Annotated in this window: 13 protein-coding genes and 1 riboswitch; of the genes, 8 read left to right on the top strand and 5 right to left on the bottom strand. The window is 69.0% G+C overall.

The genetic code is table 11. The annotated features are described in order from the left end of the window. Positions 1-92: 92 nt before the first annotated feature. From OHB49_RS14505 to gcvT, 5 genes are all read right to left on the bottom strand, one after another. A complete protein-coding gene (locus tag OHB49_RS14505; RefSeq protein ID WP_329160692.1) occupies positions 93-2,492 on the bottom strand; it encodes a SpoIIE family protein phosphatase in 2,400 nt (799 codons plus the stop codon). A 315-nt stretch (positions 2,493-2,807) separates the two neighbouring features. Beyond that, positions 2,808-4,190 (bottom strand): L-serine ammonia-lyase, encoded by a 1,383-nt coding sequence (locus OHB49_RS14500; RefSeq protein ID WP_030931010.1) that lies wholly within the window; start codon positions 4,188-4,190, stop codon positions 2,808-2,810. Positions 4,191-4,346: 156 nt separating this feature from the next. Continuing rightward, on the bottom strand, positions 4,347-5,606 hold the full coding sequence (gene glyA, locus OHB49_RS14495; RefSeq protein ID WP_030971368.1) for a serine hydroxymethyltransferase: 1,260 nt from the start codon (positions 5,604-5,606) through the stop codon (positions 4,347-4,349). Between the two features lie 20 nt (positions 5,607-5,626). Then, positions 5,627-6,004 carry a glycine cleavage system protein GcvH gene (gcvH, locus tag OHB49_RS14490; RefSeq protein ID WP_030931004.1) on the bottom strand — a complete coding sequence of 126 codons (378 nt, stop codon included), beginning with the start codon at positions 6,002-6,004 and terminating at the stop codon, positions 5,627-5,629. A 69-nt stretch (positions 6,005-6,073) separates the two neighbouring features. Continuing rightward, positions 6,074-7,189: a glycine cleavage system aminomethyltransferase GcvT gene (gene gcvT / locus OHB49_RS14485; protein WP_329160689.1), complete on the bottom strand. Its 1,116-nt coding sequence runs from the start codon at positions 7,187-7,189 to the stop codon at positions 6,074-6,076. A 141-nt stretch (positions 7,190-7,330) separates the two neighbouring features. Beyond that, positions 7,331-7,428, bottom strand: a riboswitch (glycine riboswitch). A 158-nt stretch (positions 7,429-7,586) separates the two neighbouring features. On the opposite strand from gcvT, the gene OHB49_RS14480 reads away from it, so the two are divergent. The 8 genes from OHB49_RS14480 to OHB49_RS14445 all read left to right on the top strand — a co-directional run bounded on the left by OHB49_RS14480 (position 7,587) and on the right by OHB49_RS14445 (position 17,060). Then, positions 7,587-8,267, top strand: coding sequence for an AAA family ATPase (locus tag OHB49_RS14480; RefSeq protein WP_030971364.1), 681 nt, complete (start codon positions 7,587-7,589; stop codon positions 8,265-8,267). A gap of 80 nt (positions 8,268-8,347) precedes the next feature. Next, positions 8,348-9,118 (top strand): enhanced serine sensitivity protein SseB, encoded by a 771-nt coding sequence (locus OHB49_RS14475; protein ID WP_030971362.1) that lies wholly within the window; start codon positions 8,348-8,350, stop codon positions 9,116-9,118. A 186-nt stretch (positions 9,119-9,304) separates the two neighbouring features. Beyond that, positions 9,305-10,087: an enhanced serine sensitivity protein SseB C-terminal domain-containing protein gene (locus OHB49_RS14470; RefSeq protein ID WP_329160687.1), complete on the top strand. Its 783-nt coding sequence runs from the start codon at positions 9,305-9,307 to the stop codon at positions 10,085-10,087. Between the two features lie 500 nt (positions 10,088-10,587). After that, entirely contained in the window at positions 10,588-11,586 is a 999-nt protein-coding gene (locus OHB49_RS14465; protein WP_030971359.1) for an ABC transporter permease, read from the top strand. A gap of 57 nt (positions 11,587-11,643) precedes the next feature. After that, positions 11,644-13,395, top strand: coding sequence for an ABC transporter substrate-binding protein (locus OHB49_RS14460; protein WP_030971357.1), 1,752 nt, complete (start codon positions 11,644-11,646; stop codon positions 13,393-13,395). A gap of 145 nt (positions 13,396-13,540) precedes the next feature. Continuing rightward, the gene (locus OHB49_RS14455) at positions 13,541-14,551 is read left to right on the top strand and encodes an ABC transporter permease (RefSeq protein ID WP_030971355.1); all 1,011 of its coding nucleotides are present in this window, start codon (positions 13,541-13,543) and stop codon (positions 14,549-14,551) included. Further along, positions 14,548-15,636: an ABC transporter ATP-binding protein gene (locus OHB49_RS14450; protein WP_313939288.1), complete on the top strand. Its 1,089-nt coding sequence runs from the start codon at positions 14,548-14,550 to the stop codon at positions 15,634-15,636. The genes OHB49_RS14455 and OHB49_RS14450 overlap by 4 nt, the downstream gene beginning before the upstream one ends. A gap of 47 nt (positions 15,637-15,683) precedes the next feature. Next, positions 15,684-17,060 (top strand): ABC transporter ATP-binding protein, encoded by a 1,377-nt coding sequence (locus OHB49_RS14445; RefSeq protein ID WP_443079657.1) that lies wholly within the window; start codon positions 15,684-15,686, stop codon positions 17,058-17,060. Positions 17,061-17,077 lie beyond the last annotated feature (17 nt).

Here is a 17,077-nt window from a genome sequence, read left to right as displayed (position 1 = left end):
GTGCACTGTCACCCGGTCAGAGGGCGTGCGCCGGGCGCACATGCCGCGGGCAGCGGCCGATCCGCAGGGCCGGGTTCTTCAGGGCCGACGGTTCAGGGCAGGGCCTGTTCCGCCCAGATGGTTTTTCCGCGGGTGGTGAAGCGGGTACCCCAGCGGGCGGCCAGTTGTGCGACGAGGTACAGGCCGCGGCCACCTTCGTCGGCGAGATCCGCCTGGCGCAGGTGGGGGGCTGTGCTGCTGTCGTCGGTGACTTCGCAGATGAGGGTCCGGTCCCGGATCAGGCGTTGCCGGATGGGGCCGGTGGCGTAGCGGATGGCGTTGGTGACCAGTTCGCTCACCAACAGTTGGGTGGTGAAGTCGAGTTCCTGCAGTCCCCAGGTGGCCAGTTGCCGGCTGGTGAGGCTGCGGGCGTTGGCGACGACGGAGGGGTCGTTGGGCAGGGTCCACGACGCGACCTGGTCGGCGGCGAGGGCGCGGGTGCGGGCCAGGAGCAGGACGACGTCGTTGTCGAGCGTGAGGGGGTGTTGGGCACGGATGATGGCGTCGCAGGTGTCCTGGAGTGCGGGGAGCGGGTTGCCCAGGACGTGGCGCAGTCGGGTCAGACCGTGTTCCGGGTCGCTGTCGTGGGTTGTGATGAGGCTGCTGGTGAACAGGGCGAGGGTGCTGCCCTCGGGGATCTCCAGCTCGCTCGTCCCGTAGGGCGGGCGGCCGCTTCCCAGGGCCGGTCCGGCAGGAATGCCGGGTATGCCCACCACGCCCTGGGGCGAAGCGATGACGGGGGCGGGGTGGCCGGCGCGTGCCAGCGTGCAGCGCCGGGAGATCGGGTCGTAGACCGCGTACACACATGTTGCGCCGATCGCCTGTTCGCGCGTCGGGTGCGTGCCGGTCGAGGGCACGCCGCGGCCGGCGGCGCCCGTCACCAGGTCGTCGAGGTCTGCGAGCAGTTCGTCGGGGGCCAGGTCCTGGGCGGCCAGGGTGTTGATGGCGGTGCGCAGTTGGCCCATGGCGGCGGCGGCATGCATGCCGTGTCCTGGCACGTGTCCGACGACGAGGGCCACGCGGGCCCCGGACAACGGGATCACGTCGTACCAGTCTCCTGCGGCGGCGGACACGTGGTGCAGGGCGACTTCGACGGCGTTCTGGGCAGGGAGGGCCTGCGGCAGCAGGCTGGAGCGCAGGATGAGGGCGGCGGTGCGTTCACGGGTGTACCGGCGCGCGTTGTCGATGCACAGGGCCGCCCGGGTGCCGAGATCCGCCGTGAGGGCGAGGACGTCCTCCTCGAACGGGGCCGGTGTCGCGGTCCGGTAGAAGCTGGCCAGGCCGAGGACGACCCCGCGGGCGGTGAGTGGTACGACCATGAGCGAATGGGCTCCGGTCCGGCGGATCAGCTCGGCGCGCCGGGCGTCGTGTACGGCCCACTCGCTGTCGATCTCCAGGTGCTGCACGAGGCGGGGCTGCAGATCGGCGAGGCAGTCCCGGAAGGACCGCGGATACGACAGGTTGACCTCTCCGACACGGTAGGCGACCGATGCGTGTTCCCCTTCGGTGGATCTGAAGGCCGCACGTCGCAGCACGGCGTGGGCACTCACCGGACCGGGTTGCGGAGCCCTCCCCTCCAGCACCTCGTCGAGGATGTCCACGACGGCGATGTCGGCCAGGCTCGGCACCGCGATCCCGACCAGTTCCTCGCACGTCTTCCCCACGTCCAAGGTGGTGCCGATGCGGGTGCTCGCGTCGAGGAGCAGGTCCAGGCCCGCGCGAGCCCGATGCCGCTCGGAGATGTCGGTCGACGCCGCCAGCAGGCCGAGCACGCCGCCGGCGCGGTCCTGGAGACGGTAGAGCGAGACGGAATAGGTGTGCTCGTGATCGGGGTCGGAGGGTGGCCGCCCGGTGTGCTCGACGTCGATCACGGGCCGACCCGTGTCCAGGACGTCTCTCAGCATCCGTTCCAGCGCGTCGTCGACCAGACCCGGCGCCACCTCGCGAATCGGCCGGCCGATGACCTCTTCGCCCAGCAGGCCGCGCGCACCCGGCGCGGCGGTGTTGAACCGCATGAGCCGCAGATCGGGATCAAGGACCTGCAGGCCGAGCGGGGACTGGGTCAGTACCGCGCGCAGTACCGCGCTGTCGATACTCGGCCCACCGGAATCCCCCGCCGGGGTCAGCAGCACGGACCACCACACGGCACCGCCCTCACCCACCATGGGCCATACCTGGATGCCGACCGCGAGCCCCTGCCCGGACCGATGCCGGACCGCCGGCTCACCGGCAGACTTCCTCACCTCGGAAGCCCCCGGATCCGTGCGCTCGCCGGGCCAGGTCAGCAGGACCGTCACCCGGCGCCCCAGCACCTCCTCGGCCGGATAGCCGAGCAACGTCTGCGCCTGCGAGCTCCACTCGACCACGACCCCGTGGTCATCCACCACCAGCCGTGCGCCCTGAGCCGCAACCGACCCGTCCTGGCAACCGGCGGGATCATCACGTGTGCTCATCCGTGCCAGTGCCTCCCTACGGACGACACCTCGGCGCACCCCCGGCCACGCCCGGTCCACTGTGCCCGTCGCACCCCACCGGCGTCATCCGCTACCGCAGGGAACGTGGAGTTCCTGGGGGCCACCTACCCAATATGCCGTGGCGCTCGGCACGGCGCAGCGCAAGCAGCCCCCGGCGGGCCCGGGGACCTGTCAGGGAACCTCCAGCTCTGTTCCGAGGACTTTCCAGCGTGATCCGCCCTGCGGGCGGGGAAGCCCGTGGCAGCGCTGATGGATGAGAATCCCCTGATCAGATGCTGTTTCTCAGCACTCGTCTCAGCACTCGATGATGTTCACTGCGAGCCCGCCGCGCGCGGTCTCCTTGTACTTCACGCTCATGTCCGCGCCGGTCTCCTTCATGGTCTTGATGACCTTGTCGAGGGAGACCTTGTGGGTGCCGTCGCCGCGCAGCGCCATCTTCGCCGCGGTGACGGCCTTGACCGCCGCCATGCCGTTGCGCTCGATGCACGGGATCTGGACGAGGCCGCCGACCGGGTCGCAGGTCAGGCCGAGGTTGTGTTCCATGCCGATCTCGGCGGCGTTCTCGACCTGCTCGGCCGAGCCGCCGAGGACCTCGGCGAGGGCGCCCGCGGCCATCGAGCAGGCGGAGCCGACCTCGCCCTGGCAGCCGACCTCGGCGCCGGAGATCGAGGCGTTCTCCTTGAACAGCATGCCGATGGCGCCCGCCGCGAGGAGGAAGCGGACGACGCTGTCCTCCTTCTCGGCCTCGGTGGCGCCGCCTGCCGCGAAGTTCATGTAGTAGTGCAGCACGGCCGGGATGATGCCCGCGGCGCCGTTGGTCGGGGCGGTGACGACGCGGCCGCCCGCGGCGTTCTCCTCGTTGACCGCCATCGCGTAGAGGGTGATCCACTCCATCGCGTGGGCCTGTGGGTCGCCCTCGGCGCGCAGCTGGCGTGCGGTGTTCGCGGCGCGGCGGCGGACCTTGAGGCCGCCGGGCAGGATCCCCTCGCGGGACATGCCGCGCGACACGCACGCCTGCATGACACGCCAGATGTCGAGCAGACCGGAGCGGATCTCGTCCTCGGTGCGCCAGGCGCGCTCGTTCTCCAGCATCAGCGAGGAGATCGACAGTCCGGTGTCCCTCGCGAGCCGCAACAGTTCGTCGCCGGTGCGGAAGGGGTGCTTGAGGACGGTGTCGTCGAGAACGATCCGGTCCTCGCCCACCGCGTCCTCGTCCACGACGAAGCCGCCGCCGACGGAGTAGTAAGTCTTCTCCAGCAGCGGGGCGCCCTCGTGGTCGTACGCGAAGATCGTCATGCCGTTGGCGTGGTACGGCAGTGCCTTGCGGCGGTGCAGGACCAGCTGCTCGTCGGCGTCGAAGTCGATCTCGTGCATGCCGAGGAGGTTGAGCCGCCCGGAGGCACGGATCTCGGCCACCCGGTCGTCGGCGGACTCGACGTCGACGGTACGTGGGGACTCGCCCTCCAGGCCGAGCAGGACGGCCTTGGGCGTGCCGTGGCCGTGTCCGGTGGCGCCGAGCGAGCCGAACAGCTCGGCGCGTATCGAGGCGGTGTGGGCGAGCAGGCCCTCGTTCTTCAGCCGGCGCGCGAACATACGGGCCGCGCGCATCGGGCCGACCGTATGGGAGCTGGACGGGCCGATGCCGATCGAGAACAGGTCGAAGACCGAGATGGCCACGGGTGACTCCTAAGGGGTTGGTAGACGTCGTTGTCTGCCGGGTGGTGCGGTACGGACCGGTCGGTCCGAAGAGCAGCGGGACAAGGGATGGGGCACCGCGCTCACTGTCCAGTGTGCGCGGTGCCCCGCCTCAAACGTACAGAACCGCTTCCCGGACTACTTCAGGCCGGGGTACAGCGGGAACTTCTCGGCCAGCGCGGTGACGCGGGCCTTGAGGTCGTCCGCGTCGTACGAGGGCTTCAGGGCCGACGCGATGATCTCGGCGACCTCGGTGAAGTCCTCGGCCTGGAAGCCGCGGGTGGCCAGGGCCGGAGTACCGATCCGCAGGCCGGAGGTGACCATCGGCGGCCGCGGGTCGTTCGGGATGGCGTTGCGGTTGACCGTGATGCCGAGCTCGTGGAGCCGGTCCTCGGCCTGCTGGCCGTCCAGCTCGGAGTTGCGCAGGTCGACGAGGACCAGGTGGACGTCGGTACCGCCGGAGAGGACGGAGACGCCGACCTCGGTGACGTCCGGCTGCACCAGACGGTCGGCGAGGATGCGGGCGCCGTCCAGGGTGCGCTGCTGGCGCTCCTTGAACTCCTCGGTCGCCGCGACCTTGAACGAGACCGCCTTGGCCGCGATCACGTGCTCCAGCGGACCACCCTGCTGACCGGGGAAGACGGCAGAGTTGATCTTCTTGGCGAGCTCCTGCGTCGACAGGATGACGCCACCGCGCGGACCGCCGAGGGTCTTGTGCGTGGTGGTCGTGACGACATGGGCGTGCGGCACCGGGTTGGGGTGCAGACCCGCGGCCACCAGGCCCGCGAAATGCGCCATGTCGACCATCAGGTACGCGCCCACCTCGTCCGCGATGCGGCGGAAGGCGGCGAAGTCCAGCTGGCGGGGGTACGCGGACCAGCCGGCGACGATCAGCTTCGGCTTGGACTCCTTGGCCAGACGCTCGACCTCGGCCATGTCCACGACACCGGTGTCGTCCACGTGGTACGGGACCACGTTGTAGAGCTTGCCGGAGAAGTTGATCTTCATGCCGTGGGTCAGGTGACCGCCGTGGGCCAGGTTCAGACCCATGATCGTGTCGCCCGGCTTCAGCAGCGCGAACATCGCGGCGGCGTTGGCCTGCGCACCCGAGTGGGGCTGGACGTTCGCGGCCTCGGCGCCGAACAGCGCCTTGATCCGGTCGATGGCGATCTGCTCGACCACGTCGACGTGCTCGCAGCCGCCGTAGTAGCGGCGGCCCGGGTAGCCCTCGGCGTACTTGTTGGTGAGGACGGAGCCCTGGGCCTCCATGACCGCGACCGGAGCGAAGTTCTCCGAGGCGATCATTTCGAGAGTGGACTGCTGACGGTGGAGCTCGGCGTCGACGGCGGCGGCGACGTCCGGGTCCAGCTCGTGGAGGGAAGAGTTGAGAAGCGACATCAGGTGGTCCCTTGGGGTCTTTAGTTGCCGGAGAACTCGGAGTACTCGTCTGCGGAGAGCAGGTCCTTCGGCTCTTCCGTGATGCGTACCTTGAACAGCCAGCCGCCCTCGAAGGGAGCGGAGTTCACCAGCGCCGGGTCGTCCACGACGTCCTGGTTCGCGGCGGTGACCTCGCCGGTCACCGGCGAGTACAGGTCGCTGACGGACTTGGTCGACTCCAGCTCACCGCAGGTCTCGCCCTCGGTCACCGTGTCACCGACCTCGGGGAGCTGGGCGTAGACGACGTCGCCGAGCGCGTTGGCCGCGAACTCGGTGATACCGATCGTGGCCACACCGTCCTCGACGGCCGACAGCCACTCGTGCTCCTTGCTGTAACGCAGCTGCTGGGGGTTGCTCATGACCTGAATTCTCCTGTACGCGGGGGAGTGCTGATGAACGGTGGTCTTACGGGCTGAGACGCGACTGCGTCACTTCTGCCGCTTGTAGAACGGCAGGCTCACGACCTCGTAGGGCTCGTGGCTGCCGCGGATGTCCACTCCGACGCCCGCGGTCCCGGGCGCGGCGTGCGCGGCGTCCACGTACGCGATGGCGATCGGCTTGCCGAGGGTCGGGGACGGGGCGCCGGAGGTGACCTGGCCGATGACCTGCCCCTCGGCGACGACGGGGAAACCGGCGCGCGGCACCCGGCGGCCCTCGGCGATCAGGCCGACCAGCTTGCGCGGCGGGGCGCTCTCGGCGCGCTCGGCGGCGGCCTCCAGTGCCTTGCGGCCGACGAAGTCGCCCTCCTTCTCGAACTTCACGACCCGGCCCAGACCGGCGTCGAACGGCGTCAGTTCGGTGGTCAGCTCGTGCCCGTACAGCGGCATGCCCGCCTCCAGGCGCAGCGTGTCACGGCAGGACAGACCGCACGGGATGAGGCCGTGCGGGGCGCCCGCCGCGGTGAGGGCCTGCCAGAGCTGCTCGGCGTGCTCGGGGGCGACGAACAGCTCGAAGCCGTCCTCGCCGGTGTAGCCGGTACGGGCGATCAGCGCGGGCACACCGGCGACGGTGCCGGGCAGACCCGCGTAGTACTTCAGACCGTCCAGGTCGGCGTCGGTGACCGAGGCCAGGATGGCGGGGGACTCGGGGCCCTGGACGGCGATCAGCGCGTACGCGTCGCGGTCGTCGCGCACCACGGCGTCGAACCCGTCGGCGCGGGCGGTCAGCGCGTCCAGCACGATCTGGGCGTTCCCGGCGTTGGCGACGACCATGTACTCGGTCTCACCGAGGCGGTAGACGATCAGGTCGTCCAGGATCCCGCCGTCCTCGGCGCAGATCATCGTGTAGCGGGCGCGGCCGACGGCGACGGTGCCGATGTTGCCGACCAGCGCGAAGTTCAGGAACGCCGCCGCCTGCGGGCCGGTGACGGTGATCTCGCCCATGTGCGACAGGTCGAAGAGGCCCGCCTTCGTGCGCACCGCGTTGTGCTCGTCGCGCTCACTCGCGTACCGCAGCGGCATGTCCCAGCCCGCGAAGTCGGTCATCGTCGCGCCCAACGAGCGGTGCAGGGCGTCGAGGGCGGTGAGACGGGGGGCGTTGCTCATAGGTGTGGCTCCCAGGGCATGACGGCGAGGACGATCCCTCCCCATCTGTCATCGGAACCTGAGAGGTTCGCCGAGAGACCCTGACGGGTTCGGCTTGCACCTTGGGTGGAGCCGCCACGGCGGCTCGCTTTTCAGATCTGCCTCATCCACGCGGTACGGGGCCTGAGAGATTCAAGGGAGGATCTTGCTCCTTCGGCGCCCGGCACAGTCGATCGCCGGAACTCTCCCGCGCGGATTCAAGCGGCCTTTATGCAGTTGGCCGGGTCATCATCGCACGCATTGCGGAAGAGTGGGGCGTCGGTACCCCGTGAGGGAAACGAACGGTGGGACGGTTGTCTCGCATTGCCTTTTCTTTACACTTCGAGGGCAGGCGTGGGCGACCGACAGGGGGAGGGCAATGACGTTGCAGCGGTACGCGACGACCGCGGGGGTCGCGCACGGCGCGATGACCGCACAGCCGGGCACACCGGTCCGGGAAAGGCTCGGCACGCACGCACCCGTCGTGCGCGATCTGCGCGAGCGCGCCGGGCGCAGTCCGCGCGGCCTGCACTTCGCCGCGGGCGACGTGGTGGTGGTCTCCGGGCTGCCGGGCAGCGGCAAATCGACGCTCATCCGGCGAGCGGTGACCGTGCGGGCCATCGACTCCCAGGACACCCGGGACCGCTGGGCGCAGCGAGTGCCCCGCTTACTCCCGTACGCCCTCTACCGCCCGCTGGTCCGTGTCGCCCACTACTGGGGGCTCTGGCGGGCGCTGCGCTCCGGTGACTCGGTCGTGGTCCACGACTGCGGCACCCAGGCGTGGGTACGGGGCTGGCTGGCCCGGGACGCGCGACGCCGCGGCAGTGTCCTTCACCTCGTGCTGCTGGACGTCACCCCGCAGGTGGCGAAGGACGGCCAGCGCGAGCGCGGACGTGGAGTCTCCGGTTACGCCTTCGCCCGGCACCGCAGAGCCATCAGCAGGCTGCTGCGGGACACCGAGGCAGGCGTCCTGCCGCCCGGCTGCTGCTCGGCGGTGCTGCTGGACCGGGAGGCGGCCGGGATGCTGGCCCGGATCACGTTCGCCGACAACAGCCCCTGAGGTCTGTGCCGACGGTCAGCGCGGAGTGGCGCGCCGGAGTTACTGTTCTGCGGCAAGCCATGGGGCGAGAAGGGGAAGCAGTGGACATTCCGGCACCGGTCCAGACCCATCCGCAGGGCGGATGGCCGGCCAATGAGCTCGAAGAGGTGCTCGGGGCCTCGCTCGGCAGCCCGGAGGCGGGCGGCCGGCTCGTCGAAGTGCTCGGCCGCAGTCACCTCTGGGTGCCGCTTCCCAACGGCGGCGGTCCCGACGCCCCGTCGCTCGATCTGCCCACGGTGGAGATCGAGGGTGCGGCGTACGTCCCCGTCTTCAGCTCCGAACAGCAGTTCCTGAGCTGCGTCGGCACCCATATGTCCTTCACTGTGGCGCCTGCCCGCGAATTCGCCCGCGGACTGCCCCCGCAGCTCGGCATCGCGGTGAACCCGGGGGGCGCCGTCGGCATGCCGCTGCCGCCGCCCGCCGTCGCCGAGCTCTGCCGCGCCGGACGCACCTCTCTGGACGGGCCGGCCAGCGGCGGCCGTGTCCGGCTGTACGAGCCGGCCTGGCAGGAGGAGCCCGTCGACTTCCTCGCGGCCGCGGCCGGAGAATTCGAGGAGAGCGGTGTCGTGCGCACCGCCCGCCGCACGCTGGCCAGCATCGAGGGCGGCGACCCCGTCCTCTTCATAGGTGTCGAGTTCTCGACGTGGGACGGCGCCGGACGCAACGCCCCGATGGACGCCCTGGGGCGCGCGCTCGGCCGTGTCGAGGTGCCCTGGCCGGTCAACCTGGTCCTGCTGGACGTGGCACAGGACCCGGTCGCCGACTGGATGCGGGCCAGGATCCGGCCGTTCTACCAGCGCGAGGGCCACTGAGCGGCCGGTTACCCCCTTGCCCGAGCCCGGCGGCCGGTGCGCGACCCGTCGGCCTGTGACGTCAAGTCGGTGTCAGGGACGCCGCTTAAGCTGGTTTGATGGCTAGTGCCTCGGCCACCGTGCCGCACCCGTGTGCCCCGGGAGCGGCAGGCCGACACAGTGGATCGAAGAGGGGCGGGACCCAGGGTGAGTGCGTCAGGCACCGCGGCGGCCGGGCAGGTCGAGCACATGCTGCGTCAAGTGACGCCCGGGCGCTACGACGCGTACGAGGCGTTGCTGCGTGCCGTCGCCCAGGACCGGATCTGGATGCTGCTCTGGCACGGCCAGGCCGGATCGCCGGACGCCCAGTACGGGAACATGGAGATCGACGGGCTCGGCTACGCCCCCTGTGTGACCTCGGCCCAGGAACTCGCGGCCAGCGGCTGGAACCGGTCCCATGAGGTGGTCACCGGCGTCGACATCGCCCGCGCCCTCTTCCCCGACCGCTGGGGCATCTGGCTCAATCCGCACGCCCCCGGCGGCGGCGTCGGCATTCCCTGGCTGGATCTGAGACGGATCGCCACCGGCCTCGACCGGATGCCCGCGGGGCCGCTCCGGCTCACCGAGCCGGCCATCGAGATCCCGCAGTTCTACGCACTGCTGTCGCAGAACGCCCATCACACCCCTGCGATCCGCTCGCTGCGCCGCGCCTGGGTGCAGCCGGCGCTCGGTGTCCCCTATCTCGCCATCGGTCTCGATCTCTACGACACGAGTCAGTCCTCCGTCGACACGGTGCGCGCGATGATGCAGCAGTCGATCGGCGCGGTCCCCGACGGGCTTCCCGTCTCGACGGTCGCCATGTCCGACGAGTACGACCCGGTCGCGATGTGGCTGCGTGCCAACGCCCGCCCGTTCTACGACCGCGAGGCACACGCCCAGGCCGGTCCGCCGCCCGCAGCCGGTTCCGCCTACGGGTACCCCTTCGGGTAGCTGACCGGCGGCGCCCGGGATCGTCCCGCCGCGCCCCCGACGGGCAGGCGCGTCCGGTGAGTTGACCCGGACTGTGCGCCGATCCGCCGAAATCGGTTGAGCCACCGGCAAATGACGTCACGGAAGCCCAAGTCAGGGCATTTCCTGCCTACCGGAGCATCCGGCGCTTCCCGTGGATCCCGGGGCAACTGGCTGGAAAACAGCGGTGGTTGGAAAGCCTGAAACCGCTCCTGGAACAACGCTGTCCGGATTACGGAACCCTTCTGACCTCATCACGTTTGAGCAAACATTCCCCGTCAGGTCTGGCGGGTGATCGCAGGCGCGTTGAAGACTCCCCGGACAGAGGGATGTCGGATCCGGTGCAGAGCGCTCCGGAACAGGACGCGTCCCCTGGCACCACCTGAACCACCCGGCAACACGGCAGCAACGGACCGCACCGTCGACCCGGGCGGCCGCCAAGCATCGTCGGCAACCGTCGGCACGGGCAAGCACGAGGGACGATGACCGCACCCATAGAGACCACTGAATCGCAGGCCGGTTCTCAGCCCGAGTCTGTACTGAAGGGCGTCAAGGCCTCACAGATCGAGGGTCGTTCGCTAGGACGGATCGCCTGGAACCGCTTCAAACGCGACAAGGTGGCTGTCGCGGGCGGCATCGTTGTCATCCTGCTCGTGCTGCTGGCCGTGCTCTCCAAGCCGATCCAGGCGATGTTCGGTCTCGACCCCAACGAGTTCCACCAGGACCTGATCGACCCGGCCCTGTTGTCGCCCAAGGGCGCCTGGGGCGGCATGAGCTGGGACCATCCCCTCGGTGTCGATCCGCAGTACGGACGCGACATCCTGTCGCGCATCATCGAGGGCTCCTGGGTGTCCCTCCTGGTCGCGGGCGGCGCGACTCTGGTCTCCGTGATCATCGGTGTGATCATGGGCGTCACCGCAGGCTTCTACGGAGGCTGGGCCGACAGCCTCATCAGCCGCACGATGGACGTCTTCCTCGCCTTCCCGCTGCTCCTCTTCGCGATCTCCATCTCGGCGTCGCTGCAGGACGGAGCGTTCGGACTGTCGGGGCTGCCGCTCAGGATCGCGGTGCTGATCTTCGTCATCGGCTTCTTCAGCTGGCCGTACATGGGCCGGATCGTCCGCGCCCAGACACTCAGCCTGCGCGAGCGGGAGTTCGTGGAGGCGGCCCGAAGCCTGGGCGCCCGCGGCCCGTTCATCCTGATGCGGGAGCTGCTGCCCAACCTGGTCGCGCCGATCCTGGTCTACTCCACGCTGCTGATCCCGACGAACATCCTCTTCGAGGCGGGGCTCAGCTACCTGGGTGTCGGAATCGCTCCGCCGCAGGCCTCCTGGGGAGGCATGCTCTCCACGGCCGCCGAGATCTATCAGGCCGATCCGCAGTACATGATCGTGCCGGGTCTGGCGATCTTCATCACCGTTCTGGCGTTCAACCTGCTGGGTGACGGGCTCCGTGATGCCCTCGACCCGCGCAGCAAGTAATCCGCGGCACCTGCCAAATCTTCTGCCGCAACCATCGATCGAGGGGGCATTCCTCAGGTGAAGACCAAAAGAGCGACAGCTGCGATCGCCACAGCTGTGGCACTCGCGCTGGGGGCAACCGCCTGTGGCGGTTCGGACAGCGACAGCAAGAGCAAGGGTGGCAGCAGTGGCGCCACCGACGCCGCGCTGACCTCCGTAGTCAACAAGTCCGACAAGAAGGGTGGCACGCTCTCCCTCGCACTGTCGGACGAGCCGGACTCCCTCGACCCCGGCAACACGTACTACGGCTGGGTGCAGAACTTCGCGCGCCTCTACGGCCGTACGCTGACCAGCTTCAAGCCGGCCGCCGGCGGCGCCGGTCTGGAGGTCGTCCCGGACCTCGCGGAGTCGCTGGGCAAGCCCAGCGCCGACGCGAAGACGTGGACGTACACCCTGAAGAAGGGCCTGAAGTACGAGGACGGTTCGCCGATCACCTCGAAGGACGTCAAGTACGCCATCGAGCGAAGCAACTTCTCGCCCGAGGCGCTGTCCAACGGCCCGACGTACTTCAAGGCGCACCTCATCGGCGGCGACAAGTACAAGGGTCCGTACAAGGACAAGAACGGCATTGCGTCCATCGAGACCCCGGACGACACCACCATCGTCTTCAAGCTGAAGGACGCCTTCGCGGACTTCGACTACCTCGCGACCTTCTCGCAGACGGCCCCCGTGCCGGCCGCGAAGGACAAGGGCGCCGAGTACGTCCAGCACATCGTGTCCTCGGGCCCGTACAAGTTCGCTTCGTACGAGGAGGGCAAGAGCGCCAGCCTCGTCCGTAACGAGAACTGGGACCCGAAGACGGACCCGATCCGCCCGGCCCTGCCGGACAAGATCGACATCCGCTTCAAGGTCAAGCAGGAGACGGTCGACAACGACCTTCTCGCGGACAACCTCACGGTGGACGCGGCCGGCACCGGTGTGGCCCCGGCCACGCAGCCCAAGGTCCTGACCGACCAGAAGCTCAAGAAGCAGACGGACAACCCGTACGCGGGCGCCACCTCGTACATCGGTCTGAATGTGCACGTGAAGCCGTTCGACAACATCCACTGCCGCAAGGCCGTGCAGTGGGGTATCGACAAGGCGTCGGTCCAGGCCGCCCAGGGTGGCGACCCGAAGGGTGACGTCGCGACGACGCTGCTGCCGCCGACCGTCAGTGGCTACAGCAAGTTCGACCTGTACGAGACCGAGGGTCACAAGGGCGACATCGAGAAGGCCAAGGCCGAGCTGAAGGAGTGCGGTCAGCCCAACGGCTTCGAGACCAACATCTCCGCCCGCTCCGACCGTCCGGCCGAGATGTCGATGGTCACCGCGGTCCAGGCGTCCCTGAAGAAGATCGGCGTCACCGCCAACATCAAGACGTTCCCGGGCGGCAAGTACTTCCAGAACTTCGCCGGTAACCCGAGCTACGTCCACGAGCACAAGCTCGGCATGATCATGACCGCGTGGGGCGCCGACTGGCCGACCGGCTTCGGCTTCCTGGACCAGATCATCAACGGCTCGGCCATCAAGCCGACCGGTGGCAACAACGTCCAGGAACTCGACGACCCGGCGATCAACAAGGCTCTCAACTCGGCCATCGCCAACACCGATGACACCGCCCGCGCGAAGGCCTGGGGCGACATCGACAAGCTGGTCGCCGAGAACGCGTCCGCCGTGCCGCTCGTCTACCGCAAGAACCTGCTGCTGCGTCCGGTCTCCGCGACCAACGTCACGGTCACGCAGGCATACCTCGGCATGTACGACTACCTGCTGATGGGCTCCTCCAAGTAACTGCCGGGCCTGTCCGCCGGGCTGATTCATTCGGGGGGCGACCCCCGTACCCCCGAAAGTTCGAAAGGCAGGTGAAGGTTTCGGTGTCCGCCGGACCGGGTGCTCCTCGGAGCGCCCGGCCGGCGGACACCGCCGCCGGACAGCTGTGGCTGCGTACATCATTCGACGCGTCTTCGGCGCGGTGCTGTTGCTGCTGATCGTCAGCGCAGTCACCTTCGCGATTTTCTTCCTCGTCCCCCGGCTGGCCGGGCAGACGATGGACCAGCTCGCCGCGCAGTATGTGGGCAAGGATGCCAATCCCCAGTCCATCGCCGCGGTCAAGCACAACCTGGGTCTCGACCAGCCGCTCTACACGCAGTACTGGCACTTCATCAAGCAGATCTTCGTCGGCGCCACCTACAAGTTCGGCCCCGACGCCTCGCAGTGCCACGCCCCGTGCTTCGGCTACTCCTTCAAGCGTCACGTCGAGGTCTGGCCGCAGCTCACCCAGCGCATCCCGGTGACGCTCTCGCTGGCCGTCGGTGCCGCCGTGATCTGGCTGGTCAGCGGCATCGCCATCGGCGTCGTCTCCGCCCTCAAGCGGGGTTCGCTGCTGGACCGTTTCTTCATGGGCGTCGCCCTGGCCGGCGTCTCCCTCCCGATCTTCTTCACCGGCATGCTGGCGCTCGGCGTCCTCACCGTGCAGTGGCCGATCTGGGAAGGTGTCAACTACGTCGCGTTCACGGACAATCCGGCCGACTGGGCGTGGAATCTGCTGATCCCGTGGTGTTCGCTCGCCTTCCTCTACTCCGCGCTCTACGCCCGGCTCACCCGGGCCGGAATGCTGGAGACCATGGGCGAGGACTACATCCGTACGGCCCGCGCCAAGGGCCTCAAGGAGAGCCGGGTCATCGGCAAGCACGGGCTGCGGGCCGCGCTGACCCCCATCGTCACCATCTTCGGCATGGACTTCGGTCTGCTGCTCGGCGGCGCCGTGATCACCGAGACCGTGTTCTCCTTCCCCGGACTCGGCCAGTACGCCGTCAAGAGCGTGCAGGACAACGACCTTCCGATCGTCATGGGCGTGACGCTCGTCGCCGCCTTCTTCATCGTCATCTGCAATCTGCTGGTGGATCTGGTGTACGCCGCCATCGACCCCAGGGTGAGGCTCTCGTGAGTGAGGTTTCCAAGACCGAGGCGCCGGGCGAGCCGGTGGCCGGCCGGCGTTCCGGCGACGACGAGGCCTTCCTCTCCGTACGGGATCTGCGCATCCACTTCCAGACGGACGACGGCCTGGTCAAGTCGGTCGACGGCGTCAGCTTCGATGTGAAGCCGGGGCAGACCCTCGGCATCGTCGGCGAGTCCGGCTCCGGCAAGTCCGTCACCTCGCTCGGCGTGATGGGCCTGCACCGCACGGCCCCCAACGCCCGGATCTCCGGCGAGGTCTGGCTGGACGGCGAGGAACTGATCGGGGCCACCGCCGACCGGGTGCGCGAACTGCGCGGCCGCAAGATGGCGATGATCTTCCAGGACCCGCTCTCCGCGATGCACCCGTACTACACGGTCGGCGCGCAGATCGTGGAGGCCTACCGGGTCCACAACAAGGTCAGCAAGAAGATCGCCCGTACGCGTGCGATCGAGATGCTCGACCGGGTCGGCATCCCCGAACCGCACAAGCGGGTCGACGCCTATCCGCACGAGTTCTCCGGCGGTATGCGCCAGCGCGCCATGATCGCGATGGCGCTGGTCAACAATCCCGAGCTGCTGATCGCCGACGAGCCGACCACCGCCCTGGACGTCACCGTCCAGGCGCAGATCCTGGACCTGATCCGGGACCTGCAGAAGGAGTTCGGCTCCGCCGTCATCATGATCACGCACGACCTGGGTGTCGTCGCCGAGATGGCCGACGAGCTGCTGGTGATGTACGGCGGCCGGTGCATCGAGCGCGGTCCCGCGGAGCAGGTCTTCTACCAGGCCCAGCACCCGTACACCTGGGGGCTGCTCACCTCGATGCCGCGCATCGACCGCGAGCAGACCGAACGGCTGATCCCCGTCAAGGGCCAGCCGCCGTCGCTGATCAACATCCCGAGCGGCTGCGCCTTCAACCCGCGCTGCCCGTACGCGGACGTCCCCAAGGGCGACATCACCCGCACCACGCGTCCCGAGCTGAAGCTGGTCGGCGACGGGCACTACTCGGCCTGCCACATGGCACCCGAGGAGCGCACCCGGATCTGGACCGAAGAGATTGCGCCGAAGCTGTGAGCGAGGCGAATGAGGTGAGCGACGTGAGCGAGAAGAAGGATCCCATCGTGCTCGACAAGGACGTGACGATCCCGGAGCAGGCCACCGCCCCGCGCGAGCCGCTGCTCAAGGTCGAGGGCCTGGTCAAGCACTTCCCGATCCGCAAGGGTCTGTTCGGCCGGCAGAGCGCCGCGGTCAAGGCCGTCGACGGCATCGACTTCGAGGTGTACCCGGGGGAGACCCTGGGCGTCGTCGGCGAGTCCGGCTGCGGCAAGTCGACCATGGGCCGGCTGATCACCCGGCTGCTGGAACCGACCGGCGGCAAGGTCGAGTTCGAGGGCCGGGACATCACCCATCTGTCCATGGGCCAGATGCGGCCGATGCGTCGCGACGTCCAGATGATCTTCCAGGACCCGTACTCCTCGCTGAACCCGCGCCACACGATCGGCACGATCGTCAGCGCGCCGTTCAGGCTCCAGGGCGTCCAGCCCGAGGGCGGTCTGAAGAACCACGTCCAGGAGCTGCTGAAGCTGGTCGGGCTCAGCCCCGAGCACTACAACCGCTACCCGCACGAGTTCTCCGGCGGCCAGCGCCAGCGCATCGGCATCGCCCGCGCGCTCGCCCTGCGGCCGAAGCTGGTCGTCGCCGACGAGCCGGTCTCGGCGCTGGACGTGTCGATCCAGGCGCAGGTGGTGAACCTGCTCGACGACCTCCAGGACGAGCTCGGGCTCACGTACGTGATCATCGCGCACGACCTCTCGGTCATCCGCCATGTCTCGGACCGCATCGCCGTGATGTACCTCGGCAAGATCGTCGAGCTCACGGACCGCAAGTCGCTGTACGAGGCGCCCATGCACCCGTACACCAAGGCCCTGATGTCCGCGGTGCCGGTGCCGGACCCGCGGCGGCGCGGCGTGAAGAGCGAGCGGATCCTGCTCAAGGGCGATGTGCCGTCGCCGATCTCGCCGCCGAGCGGCTGCCGCTTCCACACGAGGTGCTGGAAGGCGACGCAGATCTGCAAGACGCAGGAGCCCCCGCTGATCGCCCTGAAGACCGGCCACCAGGTGGCCTGCCACCACCCGGAGAACGCGCCGGACCAGGTGCCGGGCGAGCAGGTACTGGCCGCGGCGCGGGAGGCGGTCGAGGTGGTTTCGGTGACGAAGGCGGTGGCGGCCGAGGTCGCGGAGCCCTCGGAGGACATTGCGCCGACCGAGGTCGCGGAGCCTGCTCAGGTCGCCGAGTCTTCGGAGGCCGGCGAGGTGGCTGAGTCGGCTGAGGTCGCGGAGGCCGCCCGATCGGCTGAGGTCGCGGAGGCCGCTGACGCCACCGAGGCCGCCGAGGCCTCGGCGGCCGACGACACGACCGACGGCGACGACACCGCCGCGCCGTCCTCGGACGACGCCGCGACGCCGTCCGGGACCTCGGAGGACAGCCCCAAGCAGTAGTACCGGCACAATTGCCC

The sequence above is a fragment of the Streptomyces sp. NBC_01717 genome (assembly GCF_036248255.1).
In the GTDB taxonomy this organism is placed as follows: domain Bacteria; phylum Actinomycetota; class Actinomycetes; order Streptomycetales; family Streptomycetaceae; genus Streptomyces.
Note: the sequence above shows the minus strand (reverse complement) of the source record. Positions and strands in the feature narration are given on the sequence as shown.

Coding starts and splice junctions, on each gene's coding strand:
- glyA (WP_030971368.1), bottom strand. CDS start 5,606: ATGTCGCTTCTCAACTCTTCCCTCCACGAGCTGGACCCGGACGTCGCC.
- gcvT (WP_329160689.1), bottom strand. CDS start 7,189: ATGAGCAACGCCCCCCGTCTCACCGCCCTCGACGCCCTGCACCGCTCG.
- OHB49_RS14505 (WP_329160692.1), bottom strand. CDS start 2,492: ATGAGCACACGTGATGATCCCGCCGGTTGCCAGGACGGGTCGGTTGCG.
- OHB49_RS14480 (WP_030971364.1), top strand. CDS start 7,587: ATGACGTTGCAGCGGTACGCGACGACCGCGGGGGTCGCGCACGGCGCG.
- gcvH (WP_030931004.1), bottom strand. CDS start 6,004: ATGAGCAACCCCCAGCAGCTGCGTTACAGCAAGGAGCACGAGTGGCTG.
- OHB49_RS14465 (WP_030971359.1), top strand. CDS start 10,588: ATGACCGCACCCATAGAGACCACTGAATCGCAGGCCGGTTCTCAGCCC.